Here is a 15,405-nt window from a genome sequence, read left to right as displayed (position 1 = left end):
GGCTCTTACCGTCGCGGGTGATCGCGGCGTGGATTGCGGAGGAGAAGAGTCGGTGACCTACATCATCGCCGAGCCGTGCGTTGATCTGCTCGACAAGGCGTGCATCGAGGAGTGCCCGGTCGACTGCATCTACGAGGGCAACCGGATGCTCTACATCCACCCCGACGAGTGCGTCGACTGCGGGGCGTGTGAGCCCGTCTGCCCGGTGGAAGCGATCTTCTACGAGGACGACGTGCCGGAGCAGTGGAAGGACTACACCACGGCCAACTACGAATTCTTCGAGGACCTCGGGTCGCCGGGCGGGGCCTCCAAGATCGGTAAGGTCGAGAAGGACACCCCCTTCGTCGCGGCCCAGCCGCCCCGCGCGGCCGAACACTGACCGCGATGGTGGCCGGCGGGCTGCCCGACTTCCCGTGGGACCTGCTGGAGCCGGCCAAAGTCGCCGCCGCCCGGCACCCCGACGGCATCGTCGACCTCTCCGTCGGCACCCCGGTCGACCCGGTTCCGGAGTCGATCCGGGCGGCGCTGGGCGCGGCGACGGACACGCCGGGCTACCCGCTCACCGCCGGCACGGCCGCCCTGCGTACGGCGCTGGCCGGGTGGGTCGGTCGGGCCTGCGGCGCTGACCCGGCCACCGTCGGGGTGCTGCCGACGATCGGCTCGAAGGAGCTGGTCGCCTGGCTGCCCACCCTGCTCGGCATCGGCCCCGGGGACGTGGTGGTCATCCCGCAGGTCTGCTACCCCACCTACGAGGTGGGCGCCCGGCTTGCCGGGGCGACCGTGGTCCGGGCCGACTCGCTCACCGCCGTCGGCCCGACCTCCCGGGTCAAGCTGGTCTGGGTCAACTCGCCGGGCAACCCGACCGGCCGGGTGCTGCCCGCCGCCCACCTGCGCAAGGTGGTCGACTGGGCACGGGAACGCGGTGCGGTGGTCGCCAGCGACGAGTGCTACCTCTCGCTCGGCTGGGAGGAGTCCCCCGTCTCGGTCCTGCACCCCGAGGTCTGCGACGGCTCGTACGCCGGCCTGCTCGCCGTGCACTCGCTCTCCAAACGGTCGAACCTGGCCGGCTACCGGGCCGGCTTCGTGGCCGGTGACCCGGAGCTGGTCGACGCGTTGCTGACGGTCCGCAAACACGCCGGGATGATCATGCCGGCGCCGGTCCAGGCGGCGATGGTCGCGGCGCTCGGCGACGAGTCCCACGTGCGGGCGCAACGTGACCGGTACGCCGCCCGCCGGACGGCGCTGCGGGCCGCGCTGCAGGCCACCGGCTTCGAGATCGTCGACTCCGGCGCCGGGCTCTACCTCTGGGCCACCCGCGACGAGGACTGCTGGGCCACCGTCGGCTGGTTCGCCGAACGCGGCATCCTGGTCGCACCGGGCGCCTTCTACGGCCCCGCCGGACAGCGGCACGTCCGGGTCGCGCTCACCGCCACCGACGAACGGGTCGCGGCGGCGGTCGACCGCCTCGCCGCCTGACCTACCGGCCGATAGGGTGGCCGCATGGTCGATGCTCCGATCGTCGCCGTCCGGGGCGAGGTCGTCCGGGAGGTGCCGCCGGAGATCGCGCGGTTCTCGGTCACCGTCGCCGCCCGTCAGGGTGACCGGCCGGCGACCCTGGCCCGGCTCACCGAACGGGCGGAGGCGATCCGTGGCCTGCTCGACCGCTACGGGCCTGCGATCGAACGCCGCGACACCGCCGACCTGTCGGTCCGGCCCGAGGTCAAGGGCTCCCGGGAGCGGGTCGTGGCGTACCACGGCCGGGTCACCACCACCGTCACCGTGACCGACTTCGAGGTGCTCGGCGAGCTGATGCTCCGGCTCGCCGACCAGGACCAGACCAGCGTCTCGGGCCCCTGGTGGGCGCTGCGGCCCGGCAGCCCGGTCCACCGGGACGCCCGCCGGGACGCGATCGCCGAGGCGGTCGGCCGGGCCCGGGAGTACGCCGGCGCCCTCGGTGCCCGGGTGCTCTCGCTGGTCGAGCTGGCCGACACCGGGATGACGGCCCAACCGGTGACGATGACCCGGATGTCGTACGGGATGGCCAGACACGACGCCGGCGGCGCCGGGCCGGAGCTGGACCTCGATCCGCAGCCGCAGACCGTGCACGCCAGCGTCGAGGCGCGGTTCACGATCAGCGAGCCGGAACTCTGAGCGCGGACCCCCGCGCGCTGACGCTGGCTCAGCTGGTGGCCCGGGCCCGCAACCTCGCCGACACCGGACCGCGCCGGCTGCTCGGCATCGCCGGGGCGCCCGGTGCCGGCAAGTCCACCCTGGCCGCGTCGCTGGTGGCCGAGCTCGGGCCGACCGCGGCACTGGTGCCGATGGACGGTTTCCACCTGGCCGAGGTCGAGCTGCGCCGACTCGGCCGGCGCGACCGCAAGGGCGCACCGGACACCTTCGACGCGGCCGGCTACGTCGCGCTGCTGCACCGGCTGCGCAACCCCGGACCGCTGCCGGTGTACGCGCCCGAGTTCCACCGCGACATCGAGGAACCGGTCGCCGGCGCGATCCCGGTACCGCCCGACGTCCGGCTGGTGGTGACCGAGGGGAACTACCTGCTGATGCCGGAGCACCCCTGGGGCGAGCTGCGGGACCTGTTCGACGAGGTCTGGTACCTCGACCTCGACCAGCGGGAGCGGCTGCGCCGGCTCACCGACCGGCACATCGCGTACGGCCGCGACCCGGTCGAGGCGGCCGCCCGCGCCCGCGGCACCGACCAGGTGAACGCGGAACTGATCGCCGCCACCGCCGGCCGGGCCGACCTGATGGTGCGGCTGTCCGCATCGGACCACCGGTGCGACCACAGTCGTTGATCGTCCGCATCGGCACCCGGCGAGGCGATAGCGAAGCGCATCGGATACTGGTAAACCGGCGACAAGCACTTTCGCGACGGCGGCTACCGGCATCGGGTACGGCCATAGTGGCAATTGACGGGAGACGGGTGTCAGTTCGACGGGTGATGGCCGGCTACACCGCGGGAATGACGGTGCTGATCGGCTGCTTCTACGCCGCGCCGGGCCAGCGCGTCCCGGTGACCGCCGCGATCGGGCTGCTCAGCGTCGCCGCCCTCGGCTACGGCATCCGTCGGCACCGGCCGCACCGGGGGTACGCGTGGTGGCTGCTCGCCGCCGGGGTGCTGGCCTTCTCGATCGGCGACGTGCTCTATCTCGCCGTCGTAGCCGGCTCGGCCGACCAGTACGACTCCGCCGCCGGGTCCGCTTCCGACGTCTTCTATCTGCTGATGTTTCCGCTCATCGGGGCCGGCCTGCTCGGATTGACCAGGGCCAACGCCGGTGCCCGGGACCGCTCCGGGCTGCTCGACTTCCTCGTATTCAGCACCGCCGCGCTGTTTCTGCTCTGGGTTTTCCTGATCCACCCCTTCGTGGTGACTCCCGGACCCGCCTCCTTCGAACGGTCGGCGCTCTCCGCGTACACGCTGGCGGACGCGCTGGTGGTCGCGGCCACCGTGCGGCTGCTGCTGACCGACCGCCGCAACCCGGCCGCGATGCTGCTGGTGGCCGGCGCGACCGGGATGCTCGCGGCCGACCTGACCTACAGCGTCGCGGTGCTCAACGACTACTGGCAGGCCGGCGGCGTGGTCGAGCTGGGCTGGTTCCTGTTCTACTTCGGCTGGAGCGCCGCCGCGCTGCACCCCGGGATGGCCGCGCTCACCGAGCGCGCCGACCCGCCGCAGCGCGAGGTCGGTCGGACCAGGCTGGTGCTGCTCGGGTTCGCGGCGCTGCTGGCCCCGGCGGTGCTGCTGCTGCAGGCGCTGCTGGGCGACGTCCGCGACGGCGCGGTGATCGCGGTCGCCTCCGGCATCTCGTTCGTGCTGGTGCTGCACCGGCTCTCGGACGCGGCCGACGCGCACCGGGTGGCGGTGGCGCGGGAACGCACCCTGCGGGTAGCCGGCGCGGCGCTGGTGGCGGCCCGGGACGCCCGGGAGGTCGAGCGGGCGACCCGGACCGCGATCGGCCAACTGCTGCCGGGCACCCCGCACCGGGTGGTCTTCTCGGTGAACCGGACCGCCGGCGTGCCGGCCGCCGCGACGAGCATCTGGGGGCCGGCCGTCGCGGCACCCTCGGCCTACTATCCGCCGCCGACCGTGGCCGCGGCCCGCCGAACCCGGCTGTTGCGGGTCGGCACCCTCCAACCGGCGCTGGCCGAGCAGTTGCGCGCGTTCGAGAGCGCGATGCTCTGCCCGCTGGTCCTCGACGAGCGCGCGACCGGCGTACCCCGGGTCGGTGCGCTGCTGGTTGGCGCGGACCCGAAGGTGCTGCGTCCGATGCGCGACTCGCTGGAGGTGCTGGCCGCCCAGGTAGCCCTCACCCTGGAGCGGATCAGCCTGAACGAGGAGATCAGCCGCCGGGTCAGCGAGGAGTACTTCCGGAGCCTGGTGCAGCACACCGCCGACGTGATCCTGATCGTCGGGGACGACCACCGGATCCGGTACGCCAGTCCGTCGGTCGCCGCGGTGCTCGGCGTCGAACCGGCCGACTGCGGCGACCTGCCGTCGGTCGTACATCCCGACGACGTACCCGGGCTGCGCGCTCTCCTGACCGCCGAGCTGCCGCTCGCTGGCGCGGGGGCTGCCGAGCGGTCGGTTGCCGGTGTGCTGGCTGCCGATGTGCTGGCTGCCGGACCACCGGGATCGGGCGGGGGGCAGTGGCGCGAGTGGAGTCCGCGGCGCTGTGACGGGACGCGTGTGCACCTGGAGGTGAGCTGCCGGGATCTGCGCCGGGACCGGGCGGTCGGGGGCTTCGTCCTCACCATGCGCGATGTCACCGAGCGGCGCCGGTTGCAGCGGGAGCTGAGTCACCAGGCGGTTCGGGACGCGCTGACCGGGCTGGCGAACCGGGCTTCCTACCAGGACCAGGTGCACGAGGCGGTGCAACGGGCCAGGGTCGGCGGTGGAACGGTCGGCGCGCTCTCGATCGATCTCGACGAGTTCACCACGATCAACGACAGCCATGGCCAGGCGGTCGGCGACGCGCTGCTGGTCGCGGCCGGCCAGCGCCTCTGCGAGCTGGTCGGCGGCGAGCCGGATGACCCGGATGGCGCGGTGGTGGCCCGGCTGGGCGGCGACGAGTTCGCCGTCCTGGTGCCGACCGCGGCCGGCCCCGAGCAGGTCGAGCGGATCGCCGAGCGGATCGTCACCGCCTTCGCCGAACCACTCACCGTGACCGTCGACGCGACCGGCTCGGCTGGTGTGGCCGGCTCGGCCGACGCCGTGGACCCGGTCGACGAGGTGTTGATCACCGGGTCGGTGAGTGTCGGCGTGGCGACCAGCGCCGACGCGACCGGGGCCGGGGAGCTGCTACAACGCGCCGACCTGGCGCTCTACGTGGCCAAGCGGGCCGGCAAGGGACGCTGGTGCCGGTACGAGTCCGAGCTGCACGCCGCGATCATTGAGCGGCTGGAGCTGCGGACCGCGCTGGTGGACGCGGTCCGCCGGCTCAGCTTCACCGTCGAGTACCAGCCGATCGTCGACCTGCGGCTCGGCACGGCGGTCGGCTTCGAGGCGCTGGTGCGGTGGCAGCACCCGGCCCGGGGCGCCGTGCCGCCGGAGCAGTTCATCGCGCTCGCCGAGGAGGCCGGCCTGATCGAGCCGCTCGGTGAGTGGGTGCTGCGGGAGGCGCTGGCCGCGGCGGCCCGCTGGCAGTCGGCGGCGGGCAACGGCGCCGCGCCGTACGTGAGCGTCAACGTCTCGGCCCGGCAACTGCGCATCGCCGGTTTCGTCGCGAAGGTGCGTGCGGCCATCGACGACGCCGGACTGCCGCCGGCCCGGGTGATGTTGGAGATCACCGAGAGCCTGCTGCTGCGTGATCAGGAACCGGTCTGGGCGGAGCTGAACGAGTTGCGGGCGCTCGGGCTGCGGGTGGCGATCGACGACTTCGGCACCGGCTTCTCGTCGCTGAGCTACCTGCAGCAGACGCCGGCCGACGTGATCAAACTGGACCGTTCGTTCGCCGAGACGGTGGCCACCTCCCGGCGGCAGCGGCTGCTGGTCGAGGGGGTGCTCCGGCTGGCCGCCACCCTCGGCTTGGAGATCATCGCCGAGGGGGTGGAGACCGAGGTGGAGCGGGCCGTGCTGATGGACATGGGTTGTGCGTACGCCCAGGGTTATCTCTTCTCCCGCCCGGTGCGGGAGCCGGAACTTGCGTCCTGGCTGCCCGACCAGCGACAGCCCGAGCCGATCGCCCGGCTACGCGGGTGAGCGGGCCGCCTGCCGGTCAGCCGGGCATTTCAGGACCTGCGCAACGATCAGGGCGCCGGCGTGCGTGTGCCAGCCGAGGGGTGCTGCGTCAGATCAGATGGCGGCGCGGCCGCCATCGGTGGCAATCGTCGCGCCGGTCATGAAGCTCGCCTTGTCGCTGGCGACGAACGCAACGACCTCGGCGACCTCGGACGGGTCGGCCGAGCGGCGCATCGGCACCGCCTGCCCCAGGCCGCCGAGGTCCGGGCCCAGCGCGCCGACCAGCTTGGAGGTGTGCATCGGGCCGGGCCGGACGGCATTGACCCGCACGTTCCCTCCGACGAACTCGGCTGCCCAGGCACGCGTCAAGGCCTCTATGGCGGCCTTCGTCGCGCTGTAGACGGTCATGCCGGGCTCGGCCTTCGCAGCGGCGGTCGACGAGATGTTGACGATGCTGCCGCCGCCGTTCGCGACCATCTTCGGGGCCAGTGTGGCGGTGAGCACGAACGGCGCCCGGACGTTGACGGCGAACGCCGCGTCGTACTCGTCGAGGTCCTGCTCCACCGTTGGCGCCATCGTGTAAGCCACCGCGTTGTTGACCAGAATGTCGACCGGGCCGGCTTCGTCTGCCAAGCGGCGCACCTCGTCGATGCTACTCAGATCGACCGTCAGGAAGCGGGCGTCTCCGCCGAGGTCGGCGACGACCTCGGCGCCGCGCGCCCGGTCGACCCCGGTGAGGATGACGGTGGCGCCGCGGGCGACGAATATCTTCGCGATCGCGTGGCCGAGGCCGCCGATCGCGCCGGATCCGGTGACCATGGCGGTCTTGCCGATGAAGTCCATCCGTGGCTCGCTCTCCTAGGTGATGGGACCCTGGTCCTATCACCGTAACACATGATCGGACCGGGGTCCCATCACCTAGGATGACGTCCATGGGCAGATGGGAACCGGACACTCGCGAACGCCTGCAGAATGCTGCCCTGGAACTGTTCGAGCGCGGCTACGACAACACCACGGCGGCGGAGATCGCCGAGCGCGCCGGCACGGCGAAAAGCACGTTCTTCCGGCACTTCGCCGACAAGCGAGAGGTACTGTTCGCTGGCACTGGCTTGATCGCCGACCGGGCCGTGGCTGCGATCGCCGACGCCCCGCCCGCCACCACGCCCCTCGGCCTGGTCGACGAGGTCCTGCGCGGGATCCTGCCGATCTTCGACCCGGCCAAGCGGCTGTGGTACGCGCGGCGTCAGGCAGTCGTCGCCGACAACCCCGAACTGCGCGAGCGCGACCTGCTCAAACAGCAGGCCCAGACTGCGGCGATCACCGACGCCCTGCGCGAGCGGGGGCTGACCGGCCTGACCGCGGACCTGGTCGCCGCGCTGATCGGGCTAGCCTTCCACGTGACCTACACCCGCTGGCTCGAGGCCACCGCCGACGACCAGGACGTCGCCACCCTGGCCGCCGACGTGCTCGCCGAGTTGCGCACCGCCGCAACCGCACTGACCTAACTGGAATCTGGGCGTCGAGCCGGGTCAGGGGGCTGCGTTGTGCAGGTAGGTCGCGGCGGCTCGTAGGCTCCAGCAGCGCGGGGTGAGGCAGAGCTGGCAGCTGCCGTTGGTGCCGGGCCAGTGGACGTGCACCGCTGTCCGGGCCTGTCCCACCAACCAGCGCTGCAGGCCGGCGGGGGAGAGCAGCAGCGGATCGACGGGTACGGCGAGCCACCGCTCGACCCAGCCGGTGAACCGCTCGGTCAGCTCGGCTTCGGGAATACCAGCGACCGGGGTCGCCTGGACGAGTAGCCGCCCCATCAGATCGGCCAGCCCGAGCGGATCACCCGCGTACGCCTCGGTCAGTTCGATCCGGGCCGGCGGACACGGCCAGGGCGCCGCGCACTGTGAGCAGTCCCAGCGGTACCGGTCGAGTTGGTGCCGGCAGTGCCGGGCCGGATCGGTCGACCAGGGCAGGAACCGGTGCCGGAGCGCATCGGGCGGCACGCCGACATCGGCGGCGGCCTGCCGGAGCAGCCGCTCGAACGTCTGCTCCGTCCACTTCGGATCGCGGCGAAATTCGGCCTCGATCTCCTCGGCGAGAGCGATGCACGGCCAGGGCTGACCACAGCCGCATCGCCACGACGGCGGCTCGGGCGCGTGCTCGGCGCCACCCTCACCGTCCGCCCCAATCGACCGCCGCCGCCAGCCCGGCCGCGGCTGCTGCTCGGCAGGTTGGATCGGCTGTTCGGGGTCGTCGCCGGGCTCGTCCGGGCTGGGCGGCGGTGCTGGTTCCGAATGCGGCTGGTCGTCGACCGATTCGCCGTCGGGCGTCGGCCCGTGAGGCGTCGGACCGTGCGCCGCTGGCCGCGCCTGGTAAGGACGTTGGTTGTAAGTATTCAGCTCACGTTTGGTCCGGCTCTCCCTGTGCTCCGCGTTCATCTGCGGCCACCTCTCGCCGTGGATGGATCACGTCAAGTAGCATGTGTGCACAGTGGCAGGTTGTCACATAGACAAGCTAGATCACAAGCGAGTGTGCCGCCGACCTCGCGTACGGCATTAGTGGTGGCTAGCCGGAAAGGCTCAGAGCCGGCACCGTCGTCGGTGGCCGGCCCTGGTAACGGTTCGGTCGGTTGGTCGATCAGTCGATGTGCAGGGCGCTCCGGCGAGCACCGTCGATGAAGCGCGTCCACTGTTTCAGCGAGAACGCCAGCATCGGTCCGGATCTGTCCTTCGTGTCCCGCACCGCGACTCGTCCGGTACCGAGCCCCGCAGCCACCTCGACGCAGTTCTCGCCGCCATCCGAGCGCGACGACTTGCGCCACTCGACGAACTCCTCGGACACCTGATGCCTCCCGCTTCAGACCTCGGTGGACAGCTGCTTGGCTGTCCGCTTGATGAGCTCGATGCTGTCCCGCTCGGAAAGGGCCGCCCGCCGCAGCCGGTCGAACATCAACACGTAGCGCTCGGACTCAGCAGGGTCGGCCATGATCAGATCGGTGGTCACGGTGTCCGCCGCCACGATGGTCGGATCGTCCTCGTCGGGGTAGGCATAGATGGCGAACGGCGACCGGGGCACCCGACCGTCAACAAGGCGAGCATCGACAGGCAGGACGCGGACGGAGACGTTTGGCCTGCCGGCCAGGATGAGTAGGTGGCGGAGCTGGTCCGCCATGACCGCCACCGGCACCACCACCCGGCGGACTGCCGGCTCATCGAGGACGAGGTCGTAAGCGCAGTTGTCCGGCTGGTCGATCTGCTGTTGACGGCGCATCCTCGCCCGGACGGTGGCTTCCGGGTCGAAGGTTGCCCCGTCGGCGAGCGCGATCAGTCCGCGGTGGTGCGCGAAGTCCGCGGTCTGGACGAGTCCGGGCAGCATCGACGGCTGGTACTCCCGGATCGACACCGCCCCGCACTCCAGGTCGGCTGTCCGAGCCTGCCGTTCACCCATCCCGGCGTACTCGGTGGTCTCCCACCAACCACGCTCCGCCGCGTCCCGCGCAATGCGGACAATGGCTCGGTAGCGCTCGTCGGTTTCCGCGACCGGGAGCGCGTCGAGGAGCTTCAGCACGGTGTTCAGGTTCGGGCGGCGGTCACCCGTCTCCAGCTTCGACACCATGGTGCGGTCGACACCGGCCTTGACCGCGAGCTGCGTCCCGCTGAGACCAGCCTCGTCCCGCAACCGCCGAAGGCAGTTCGCCAGCCGGGTGCGCCGCGCGTACGGGCTGATCACTGGTGTTCCCACCTCCGAGGGTGAAGGCGTGCGCCTTCATGATGACCAGTTGCGAGGGTACGCGTCTCCCACCCGCCGGCCCGATCTCGGTCGCGGGGCTTCGTGTGGAGGCCGTCAGGCTTATGGCTTAGAGCTTCATCACCAATGCTCGGCCCTGGCAGAGTGCAGACAGGTCCACCGGGTCCGAGGTGAGGACCGTCACCGGCTTCTCTGCCGCCAGGGCGGTCGCGGCCAGCGTCGCATCCAGCGCGTGCCGGTGCCCGTGCATGCCAGCGTCTGCGAGCAGTTCGGTCGCATGACGGGCGATGGACTCTGTGACGGGCTCGACGACGAGCCGCGACAGGGTCCAGGCGAGCGCCGGACGGGATATTCGTGGGTGAACGACCTCCACCAGTGTCGCGGCACTGGTTACTACCCGGATGTCGTCAGCTCGGGCGAGCGCCAGCCAGGTATTGACATCGCGATCGCGTTGGACCGCCAAGGCGAGTCCCTCGCTGTCGAGAACGAGCGTGCCGCCGGTCAACGTGGCCTGCCCGATCACGCGGCGTTGCCGGAGCGGTCGCTCTGCTCGTGCCGCGCGCGGCGCAGGATCTCCCGCTTTCGCTGGATCTGTTCGTCGGTGACCGGGCCGTGCTCGGCTTCTCCGACTGCGATCAACTCGGCGAGGTTGTCCCGCTCGACCTGCCTCGCCACCGCGGCCGACACGTAGGAAGACAGGCCCGAGCGTCCGCTGCGCGCCCGCGCGGCTTCAGCGAGATCTCGGGGCATCGAGATCGAGTACTTCTGGGTGGGCTCACTCATGACACAAATGCTACCGGCTATGCCACTGGTCGCGGGTGATGGCGTACTCGACCTCGCCGTGCTCGCTGCCGGGCAGCGGGTCGTCGAAGTCCAGGTGGAAGGTGCGTACGTAGGTCAGCCCGACCGAGGCCATCGTGGCCCGGGACGCCAGGTTCACCGCCATCGTCTCCGCGAAGATGCGACGCAGGCCCAGGTCCTCGAAGCCGTGCCGGAGCAGTTCGCGGGCGCCCTCGCTGGCCAGTCCCCGACGCCAGTACCGCCGCAGCAGCCGGTAGCCCAGCTCCGCCTGGCCGTCGACCGGACCCTGGTCGGCCCGCTCCGGGGGTTCCAGAATCCACCAGCCGACGAACGAGCCGTCGACCAGCCCGGCCCAGAAACCGAGCCCGGGAACCCGGGCGGCTGCGGCCAGCCGCTGCCGGTGCGCCCGCTCCACCTGCGCCCGCTGGCGCGGCCGGCCCAGATAGCGCATGACCTCCGGGTCCGCGTCGAGCTCGACCTCCCCCTCAAGATGGTCGTCGGACAACGGCACGAGCTGGATTCGCGCGGTTCGCAGCGTCGCCTGGGCCACGACCGGCATGCTCCCCGAGACCGGTATGCCGCCTCAACCGATTTCGGGACTACGGGTCGCGCGGCTCGTCCGGCACGACCTGGCGGACGGGCCGCGCCGGGTTGCCGACCGCCAGGACCCCGGGGGGAAGGTCGCGGGTGACCACCGCGCCCGCCCCGACCACCGTGTCGGCGCCGATCGTCACCCCGGGCAGCACGATCGCGCCGCCGCCGAGCCAGACGTTGTCGCCGATGACGATCGGCTTCGCCGCCTCCCACTTGGCCCGGCGCGGTTCCGGCTCGACCGGGTGGGTGGGGGTCAGCAGTTGCACGTTGGGGCCGATCTGCACGTCCGCGCCGATGGTGATCGGGGCGACGTCGAGCAGCACCGCCCCGTAGTTGACGAACGTGCCGGCACCGACGCTGACGTGATAGCCGTAGTCGACGTAGACCGGCGGCCGGACCACCACCCCGGCGCCGACCGCGCCGAACAGCTCGCGCAGCAGCCGGTCCCGGGCGTCCCCGTCCGCCACCGAGCTGGCGTTGTACCGCTCCATCAGCAGGGCGGCCCGGAGCAGGTCCGCGGCGAGTTCCGGGTCGTCGGCCTGGTACGGCTCGCCGGCGAGCATCCGCTCCTTCTGCGAGGACTGCGGCGAGGACCGCTGGGAGGACATCGCCGGCTCAGTCGTTCGCGTGCAGGGCCGCGTTCAGCTCGATGCCCTTGCCGGTGCGCGGCCGGGCCTCCAGCGCGCCCGTCACCGAGTTGCGCCAGAACAGCAACCCGTCGACCCCGGACAGCTCCCGCGCCTTCACCACCCGCCCGTCCGGCAGGCTGATCTTGGAACCGGCGGTGATGTAGCAGCCGGCCTCGACGACGCAGTCGTCACCGAGCGAGATGCCGATCCCGGCGTTCGCGCCGAGCAGGCTCCGCTCGCCGATGCGTACCTTCTCCTTGCCGCCGCCGGAGAGGGTGCCCATGATCGACGCGCCGGCGCCGACGTCCGAGCCGTCGCCGACCACCACGCCGGCCACGATCCGGCCCTCGACCATGGAGGCGCCAAGCGTGCCGGCGTTGAAGTTGCAGAATCCCTCGTGCATGACGGTGGTGCCGGCGGCCAGGTGCGCGCCGAGCCGGACCCGGTCGGCGTCGGCGATCCGCACCCCGGACGGCACCACGTAGTCGGTCATCCGGGGAAACTTGTCCACCCCGTAGACGGCCAGGTGCCGGCCGGCGGCCCGTTCCAGCACCCGCAGCTCGTCCACCCGCTCCGGTGGGCACGGCCCGGCGGAGGTCCAGGCCACGTTCGCCAGAACCCCGAAGATGCCGTCCAGGTTGAGCTCGTTGGGCCGCACCAGGCGGTGGGAGAGCAAATGCAACCGGAGGTACGCGTCGGAGGCGTCCTTGATCGGGTCGGCCAGCGACCCGATCTCGGTCACCACCACCGTGGTACGCAGACCAGGCAGCGACCGTTCGCCGAGCGCGGTTGGCGGCAGGTCGAGCACGTCCGCCTGCTCCTCGCCGGGGACCAGCGGCAGTTCGCCGAGACCCAGTTTCCCGGTCGGATACCAGGTGTCGAGCACCTGTCCGTCGGCGGTGCCGGTGGCCAGTCCGATGCCCCAGGCGGGCTGCGTGTTCGTCACCGGCTCACCATATCGCCCACCACAGTTCGGCCCGGTAGCGTCTGCGGGCATGGTGAACCCGCTTACCCCCGAGGTGCTGGCCGATCCGGTGGCGCTGACGCGCGCCTTGGTCGACATCGAATCCGTCTCACTGAATGAGAAGGAGATCACCGACTGCGTCGAGGAGGTGCTGCGGGCGGCGCCGCACCTGTCCGTGCGGCGGTTCGGCAACACGGTGATGGCCCGGACCGAGCTGGGCCGGGCGCAGCGGGTGGTGCTCGCCGGCCATCTGGACACCGTGCCGCTCAACAACAACTTCCCGTCCAGCCAGCGCGGCGACGAGCTCTGGGGCTGCGGCACCTCGGACATGAAGTCCGGCGTCGCGTACGCGCTCCAACTCGCGGTGAGCCTGCCCGATCCCCGGTACGACATCACCTACTTCTTCTACGAGGCGGAGGAGATCGAGTCCCGCTACAACGGTCTGTTCCTGGTGTCGCAGGCGCACCCGGAGTGGCTGCGGGCCGACTTCGCGGTGCTGCTCGAACCGACCCACGGGGTGGTCGAGGCCGGTTGTCAGGGGACCATGCGGGCGACCGTGACGACGACCGGCCGCCGCGCCCACTCGGCCCGGTCCTGGCACGGGGTGAACGCCATCCACGCGGCCGCCGAGGTGCTGCGCCGGTTGGCGACCTACCAGGGCCGCACGGTCGTGCTGGACGGCTGCACGTACCGGGAGGGGTTGAACGCGGTCCGGATCAACGGCGGGGTGGCCGGCAACGTGGTGCCGGACCGCTGCGAGGTGCAGGTGAACTACCGGTTCGCGCCGGACCGGTCGCCGGAGCTGGCCCAGGCGCATGTCGAGGAGGTATTCGCCGGGTTCGAGGTGACCGTGACGGACCTGGCGCCGGGCGCGCTGCCGAGCCTGACCGCCCCGCCGGCCCGTGAGTTCCTTGCGGCGGTCGGGTCGGCACCGGTCGGCAAGCTGGGCTGGACGGATGTGGCGAGGTTCGCGGCGCTGGGCATCCCGGCGCTGAACTTCGGGCCGGGCGACCCGAATCTGGCCCACGCCCAGGACGAGCGGGTGGAGATCGGCAAACTGCTCGACGGCGCCCGGACGCTGCGCCGCTGGCTGACCACCCCCTGACCCGGCCGGCCCCTGACCCGGCCGGGCAGCGCCGAACCGGCGGCCCCGGCGGCGGTCACCCCCTGATCGCCGCCGGGGCACTACTGCCGGATCAGCCCCCGATCAGAGCCCCCTCGCTCTGCTGCGACGCGTGTTGCGGCGTCGCTCCCGCCGGTTCCCCGGCGGTGATCTGGTGCTGCCGGGCGAGCCGCCGCTCGGCGACGACCTCCCGGATCCGCAGGTGCATCTGACGCCGGAGCCGGACGATCTCGTTGCTGGTCATCACGACTTCCCCTCCCCCCGAAGGCCCGGTGCATTGGGCCGGGCCTCCTACATACGCGGTATGTGAATAGTAAGACGCCCGGGCGACACTTTTGGTTGCATCACGGCCGGCGCTCTTTTCCGACAGGTCCGGGTGCACGCTCCGGCGGCCTGCGGCAGCACTACCGTGGGGTTCATGACCCAGAGCAACGGCCGCACCCAGGGCGACCGCCGCGACGGCGGTCGGGCCCCCGGACCGGAACGGCACCGGGGCGCGGTCACCCTGCGCCGGGAGGCCATCCCGGCCAGCACGGCCGACCAGCGTCTGCTCGACTCCCGCAGCCGAGGCGACTGGAAGACCAAGGACGCGTGGCGGGCGTTGCGGATCCTCTCCGAGTTCGTCGAGGGCTTCGACACCCTGGCCGACCTGCCGCCCGCGGTGAGCGTCTTCGGCTCCGCCCGCAGCACGCCGGACAGCCCCGAGTGCCGGTTGGCCGAGGAGTTGGGCGCCGCGCTGGCCCGGGCCGGCTACGCGGTGATCACCGGGGGTGGACCGGGCGTGATGGAGGCGACGAACCGTGGCGCCACCGACGCGGGCGGCCTCTCCGTCGGGCTCGGCATCGAGCTGCCGTTCGAACAGGGCATCAACGACTGGGTCGACCTGGCGATCGACTTCCGGTACTTCTTCGCCCGCAAGACCATGTTCGTCAAGTACGCGCAGGCGTTCGTCGTGCTGCCCGGCGGCTTCGGCACCCTCGACGAGCTCTTCGAGGCGCTGACCCTGGTGCAGACCGGCAAGGTCACCCGCTTCCCGGTGGTGCTGATGGGCGCCGACTACTGGCGCGGACTGCTGGACTGGCTGCGGGACACGCTGGCCGCGGATGGCAAGATCGGGCCGGCGGATCTCGACCTGATCTGCGTCACCGACGACGTGGCGTCCGCGGTGGCGCACATCGTGGACGCCGACGCGGCGCTCGCCGCCGAGCAGGAGGCCCTGCTGGAGACCGCGGCGGCCCAGTCAGCGGCGGCGGCCCAGTCAACGGGGACGGTCCAGTCAACGGGGCAGCCGGCGGGCGAGGGCGAGGCCCGAGGGCGTCCGGCCGGGCGCCGCGGGGCGGATTGAACTGCGGGGAGGTGTTGA

General features: G+C 71.8%; 18 protein-coding genes. 8 read left to right on the top strand and 10 right to left on the bottom strand.

Annotation, left to right across the window (positions count from 1 at the left end; translation table 11 throughout):
• Positions 1–52: 52 nt before the first annotated feature.
• The 5 genes from fdxA to O7627_RS28545 all read left to right on the top strand — a co-directional run bounded on the left by fdxA (position 53) and on the right by O7627_RS28545 (position 6,217).
• On the top strand, positions 53–379 hold the full coding sequence (gene fdxA / locus O7627_RS28565) for a ferredoxin (RefSeq protein ID WP_278096552.1): 327 nt from the start codon (positions 53–55) through the stop codon (positions 377–379).
• A 5-nt stretch (positions 380–384) separates the two neighbouring features.
• Complete coding sequence (gene dapC / locus O7627_RS28560; protein ID WP_278096551.1) at positions 385–1,476, top strand: succinyldiaminopimelate transaminase; 1,092 nt, start codon at positions 385–387, stop codon at positions 1,474–1,476.
• 24 nt (positions 1,477–1,500) lie between these two features.
• Positions 1,501–2,151 carry an SIMPL domain-containing protein gene (locus O7627_RS28555; RefSeq protein ID WP_278096550.1) on the top strand — a complete coding sequence of 217 codons (651 nt, stop codon included), beginning with the start codon at positions 1,501–1,503 and terminating at the stop codon, positions 2,149–2,151.
• A complete protein-coding gene (locus tag O7627_RS28550) occupies positions 2,148–2,813 on the top strand; it encodes a nucleoside/nucleotide kinase family protein (protein ID WP_278098468.1) in 666 nt (221 codons plus the stop codon). Before O7627_RS28555 ends, O7627_RS28550 begins: the two co-directional genes overlap by 4 nt.
• Positions 2,814–2,941: 128 nt before the next feature.
• Positions 2,942–6,217 carry an EAL domain-containing protein gene (locus tag O7627_RS28545; protein ID WP_278096549.1) on the top strand — a complete coding sequence of 1,092 codons (3,276 nt, stop codon included), beginning with the start codon at positions 2,942–2,944 and terminating at the stop codon, positions 6,215–6,217.
• Positions 6,218–6,310: 93 nt separating this feature from the next.
• On the opposite strand, the gene O7627_RS28540 is transcribed toward O7627_RS28545, so the two are convergent.
• A complete protein-coding gene (locus O7627_RS28540; RefSeq protein ID WP_278096548.1) occupies positions 6,311–7,039 on the bottom strand; it encodes an SDR family oxidoreductase in 729 nt (242 codons plus the stop codon).
• Between the two features lie 89 nt (positions 7,040–7,128).
• Here O7627_RS28540 and O7627_RS28535 point away from each other — a divergent pair, with 89 nt between their 5' ends.
• Positions 7,129–7,701, top strand: coding sequence for a TetR/AcrR family transcriptional regulator (locus O7627_RS28535; protein ID WP_278096547.1), 573 nt, complete (start codon positions 7,129–7,131; stop codon positions 7,699–7,701).
• A 24-nt stretch (positions 7,702–7,725) separates the two neighbouring features.
• Here the strand turns inward: O7627_RS28535 and O7627_RS28530 are convergent, their stop codons facing one another.
• The 8 genes from O7627_RS28530 to dapD all read right to left on the bottom strand — a co-directional run bounded on the left by O7627_RS28530 (position 7,726) and on the right by dapD (position 12,901).
• Positions 7,726–8,622 (bottom strand): hypothetical protein, encoded by an 897-nt coding sequence (locus tag O7627_RS28530; protein WP_278096546.1) that lies wholly within the window; start codon positions 8,620–8,622, stop codon positions 7,726–7,728.
• Between the two features lie 199 nt (positions 8,623–8,821).
• Complete coding sequence (locus O7627_RS28525; RefSeq protein ID WP_278096545.1) at positions 8,822–9,025, bottom strand: DUF397 domain-containing protein; 204 nt, start codon at positions 9,023–9,025, stop codon at positions 8,822–8,824.
• A gap of 15 nt (positions 9,026–9,040) precedes the next feature.
• A complete protein-coding gene (locus tag O7627_RS28520; RefSeq protein ID WP_278096544.1) occupies positions 9,041–9,925 on the bottom strand; it encodes a helix-turn-helix transcriptional regulator in 885 nt (294 codons plus the stop codon).
• Positions 9,926–10,040: 115 nt separating this feature from the next.
• Complete coding sequence (locus tag O7627_RS28515) at positions 10,041–10,454, bottom strand: hypothetical protein (RefSeq protein WP_278096543.1); 414 nt, start codon at positions 10,452–10,454, stop codon at positions 10,041–10,043.
• Complete coding sequence (locus tag O7627_RS28510) at positions 10,451–10,714, bottom strand: hypothetical protein (protein WP_278096542.1); 264 nt, start codon at positions 10,712–10,714, stop codon at positions 10,451–10,453. The genes O7627_RS28515 and O7627_RS28510 overlap by 4 nt, the downstream gene beginning before the upstream one ends.
• Before the next feature lie 10 nt (positions 10,715–10,724).
• Complete coding sequence (locus O7627_RS28505) at positions 10,725–11,291, bottom strand: GNAT family N-acetyltransferase (protein WP_278096541.1); 567 nt, start codon at positions 11,289–11,291, stop codon at positions 10,725–10,727.
• A gap of 40 nt (positions 11,292–11,331) precedes the next feature.
• Positions 11,332–11,934: a sugar O-acetyltransferase gene (locus O7627_RS28500; protein ID WP_278096540.1), complete on the bottom strand. Its 603-nt coding sequence runs from the start codon at positions 11,932–11,934 to the stop codon at positions 11,332–11,334.
• 7 nt (positions 11,935–11,941) lie between these two features.
• Positions 11,942–12,901 carry a 2,3,4,5-tetrahydropyridine-2,6-dicarboxylate N-succinyltransferase gene (gene dapD / locus O7627_RS28495; protein ID WP_278096539.1) on the bottom strand — a complete coding sequence of 320 codons (960 nt, stop codon included), beginning with the start codon at positions 12,899–12,901 and terminating at the stop codon, positions 11,942–11,944.
• Between the two features lie 49 nt (positions 12,902–12,950).
• Here dapD and dapE point away from each other — a divergent pair, with 49 nt between their 5' ends.
• The gene (gene dapE, locus O7627_RS28490; protein ID WP_278096538.1) at positions 12,951–14,024 is read left to right on the top strand and encodes a succinyl-diaminopimelate desuccinylase; all 1,074 of its coding nucleotides are present in this window, start codon (positions 12,951–12,953) and stop codon (positions 14,022–14,024) included.
• A 91-nt stretch (positions 14,025–14,115) separates the two neighbouring features.
• Here the strand turns inward: dapE and O7627_RS28485 are convergent, their stop codons facing one another.
• The gene (locus tag O7627_RS28485; RefSeq protein ID WP_278096537.1) at positions 14,116–14,286 is read right to left on the bottom strand and encodes a hypothetical protein; all 171 of its coding nucleotides are present in this window, start codon (positions 14,284–14,286) and stop codon (positions 14,116–14,118) included.
• Positions 14,287–14,460: 174 nt separating this feature from the next.
• On the opposite strand from O7627_RS28485, the gene O7627_RS28480 reads away from it, so the two are divergent.
• The gene (locus O7627_RS28480; RefSeq protein WP_278096536.1) at positions 14,461–15,387 is read left to right on the top strand and encodes a TIGR00730 family Rossman fold protein; all 927 of its coding nucleotides are present in this window, start codon (positions 14,461–14,463) and stop codon (positions 15,385–15,387) included.
• The last annotated feature ends 18 nt before the right edge of the window (positions 15,388–15,405 follow it).

The sequence above is a fragment of the Solwaraspora sp. WMMD1047 genome, assembly GCF_029626155.1.
Classification (GTDB): Bacteria; Actinomycetota; Actinomycetes; order Mycobacteriales; family Micromonosporaceae; genus WMMD1047.
Note: the sequence above shows the minus strand (reverse complement) of the source record. Positions and strands in the feature narration are given on the sequence as shown.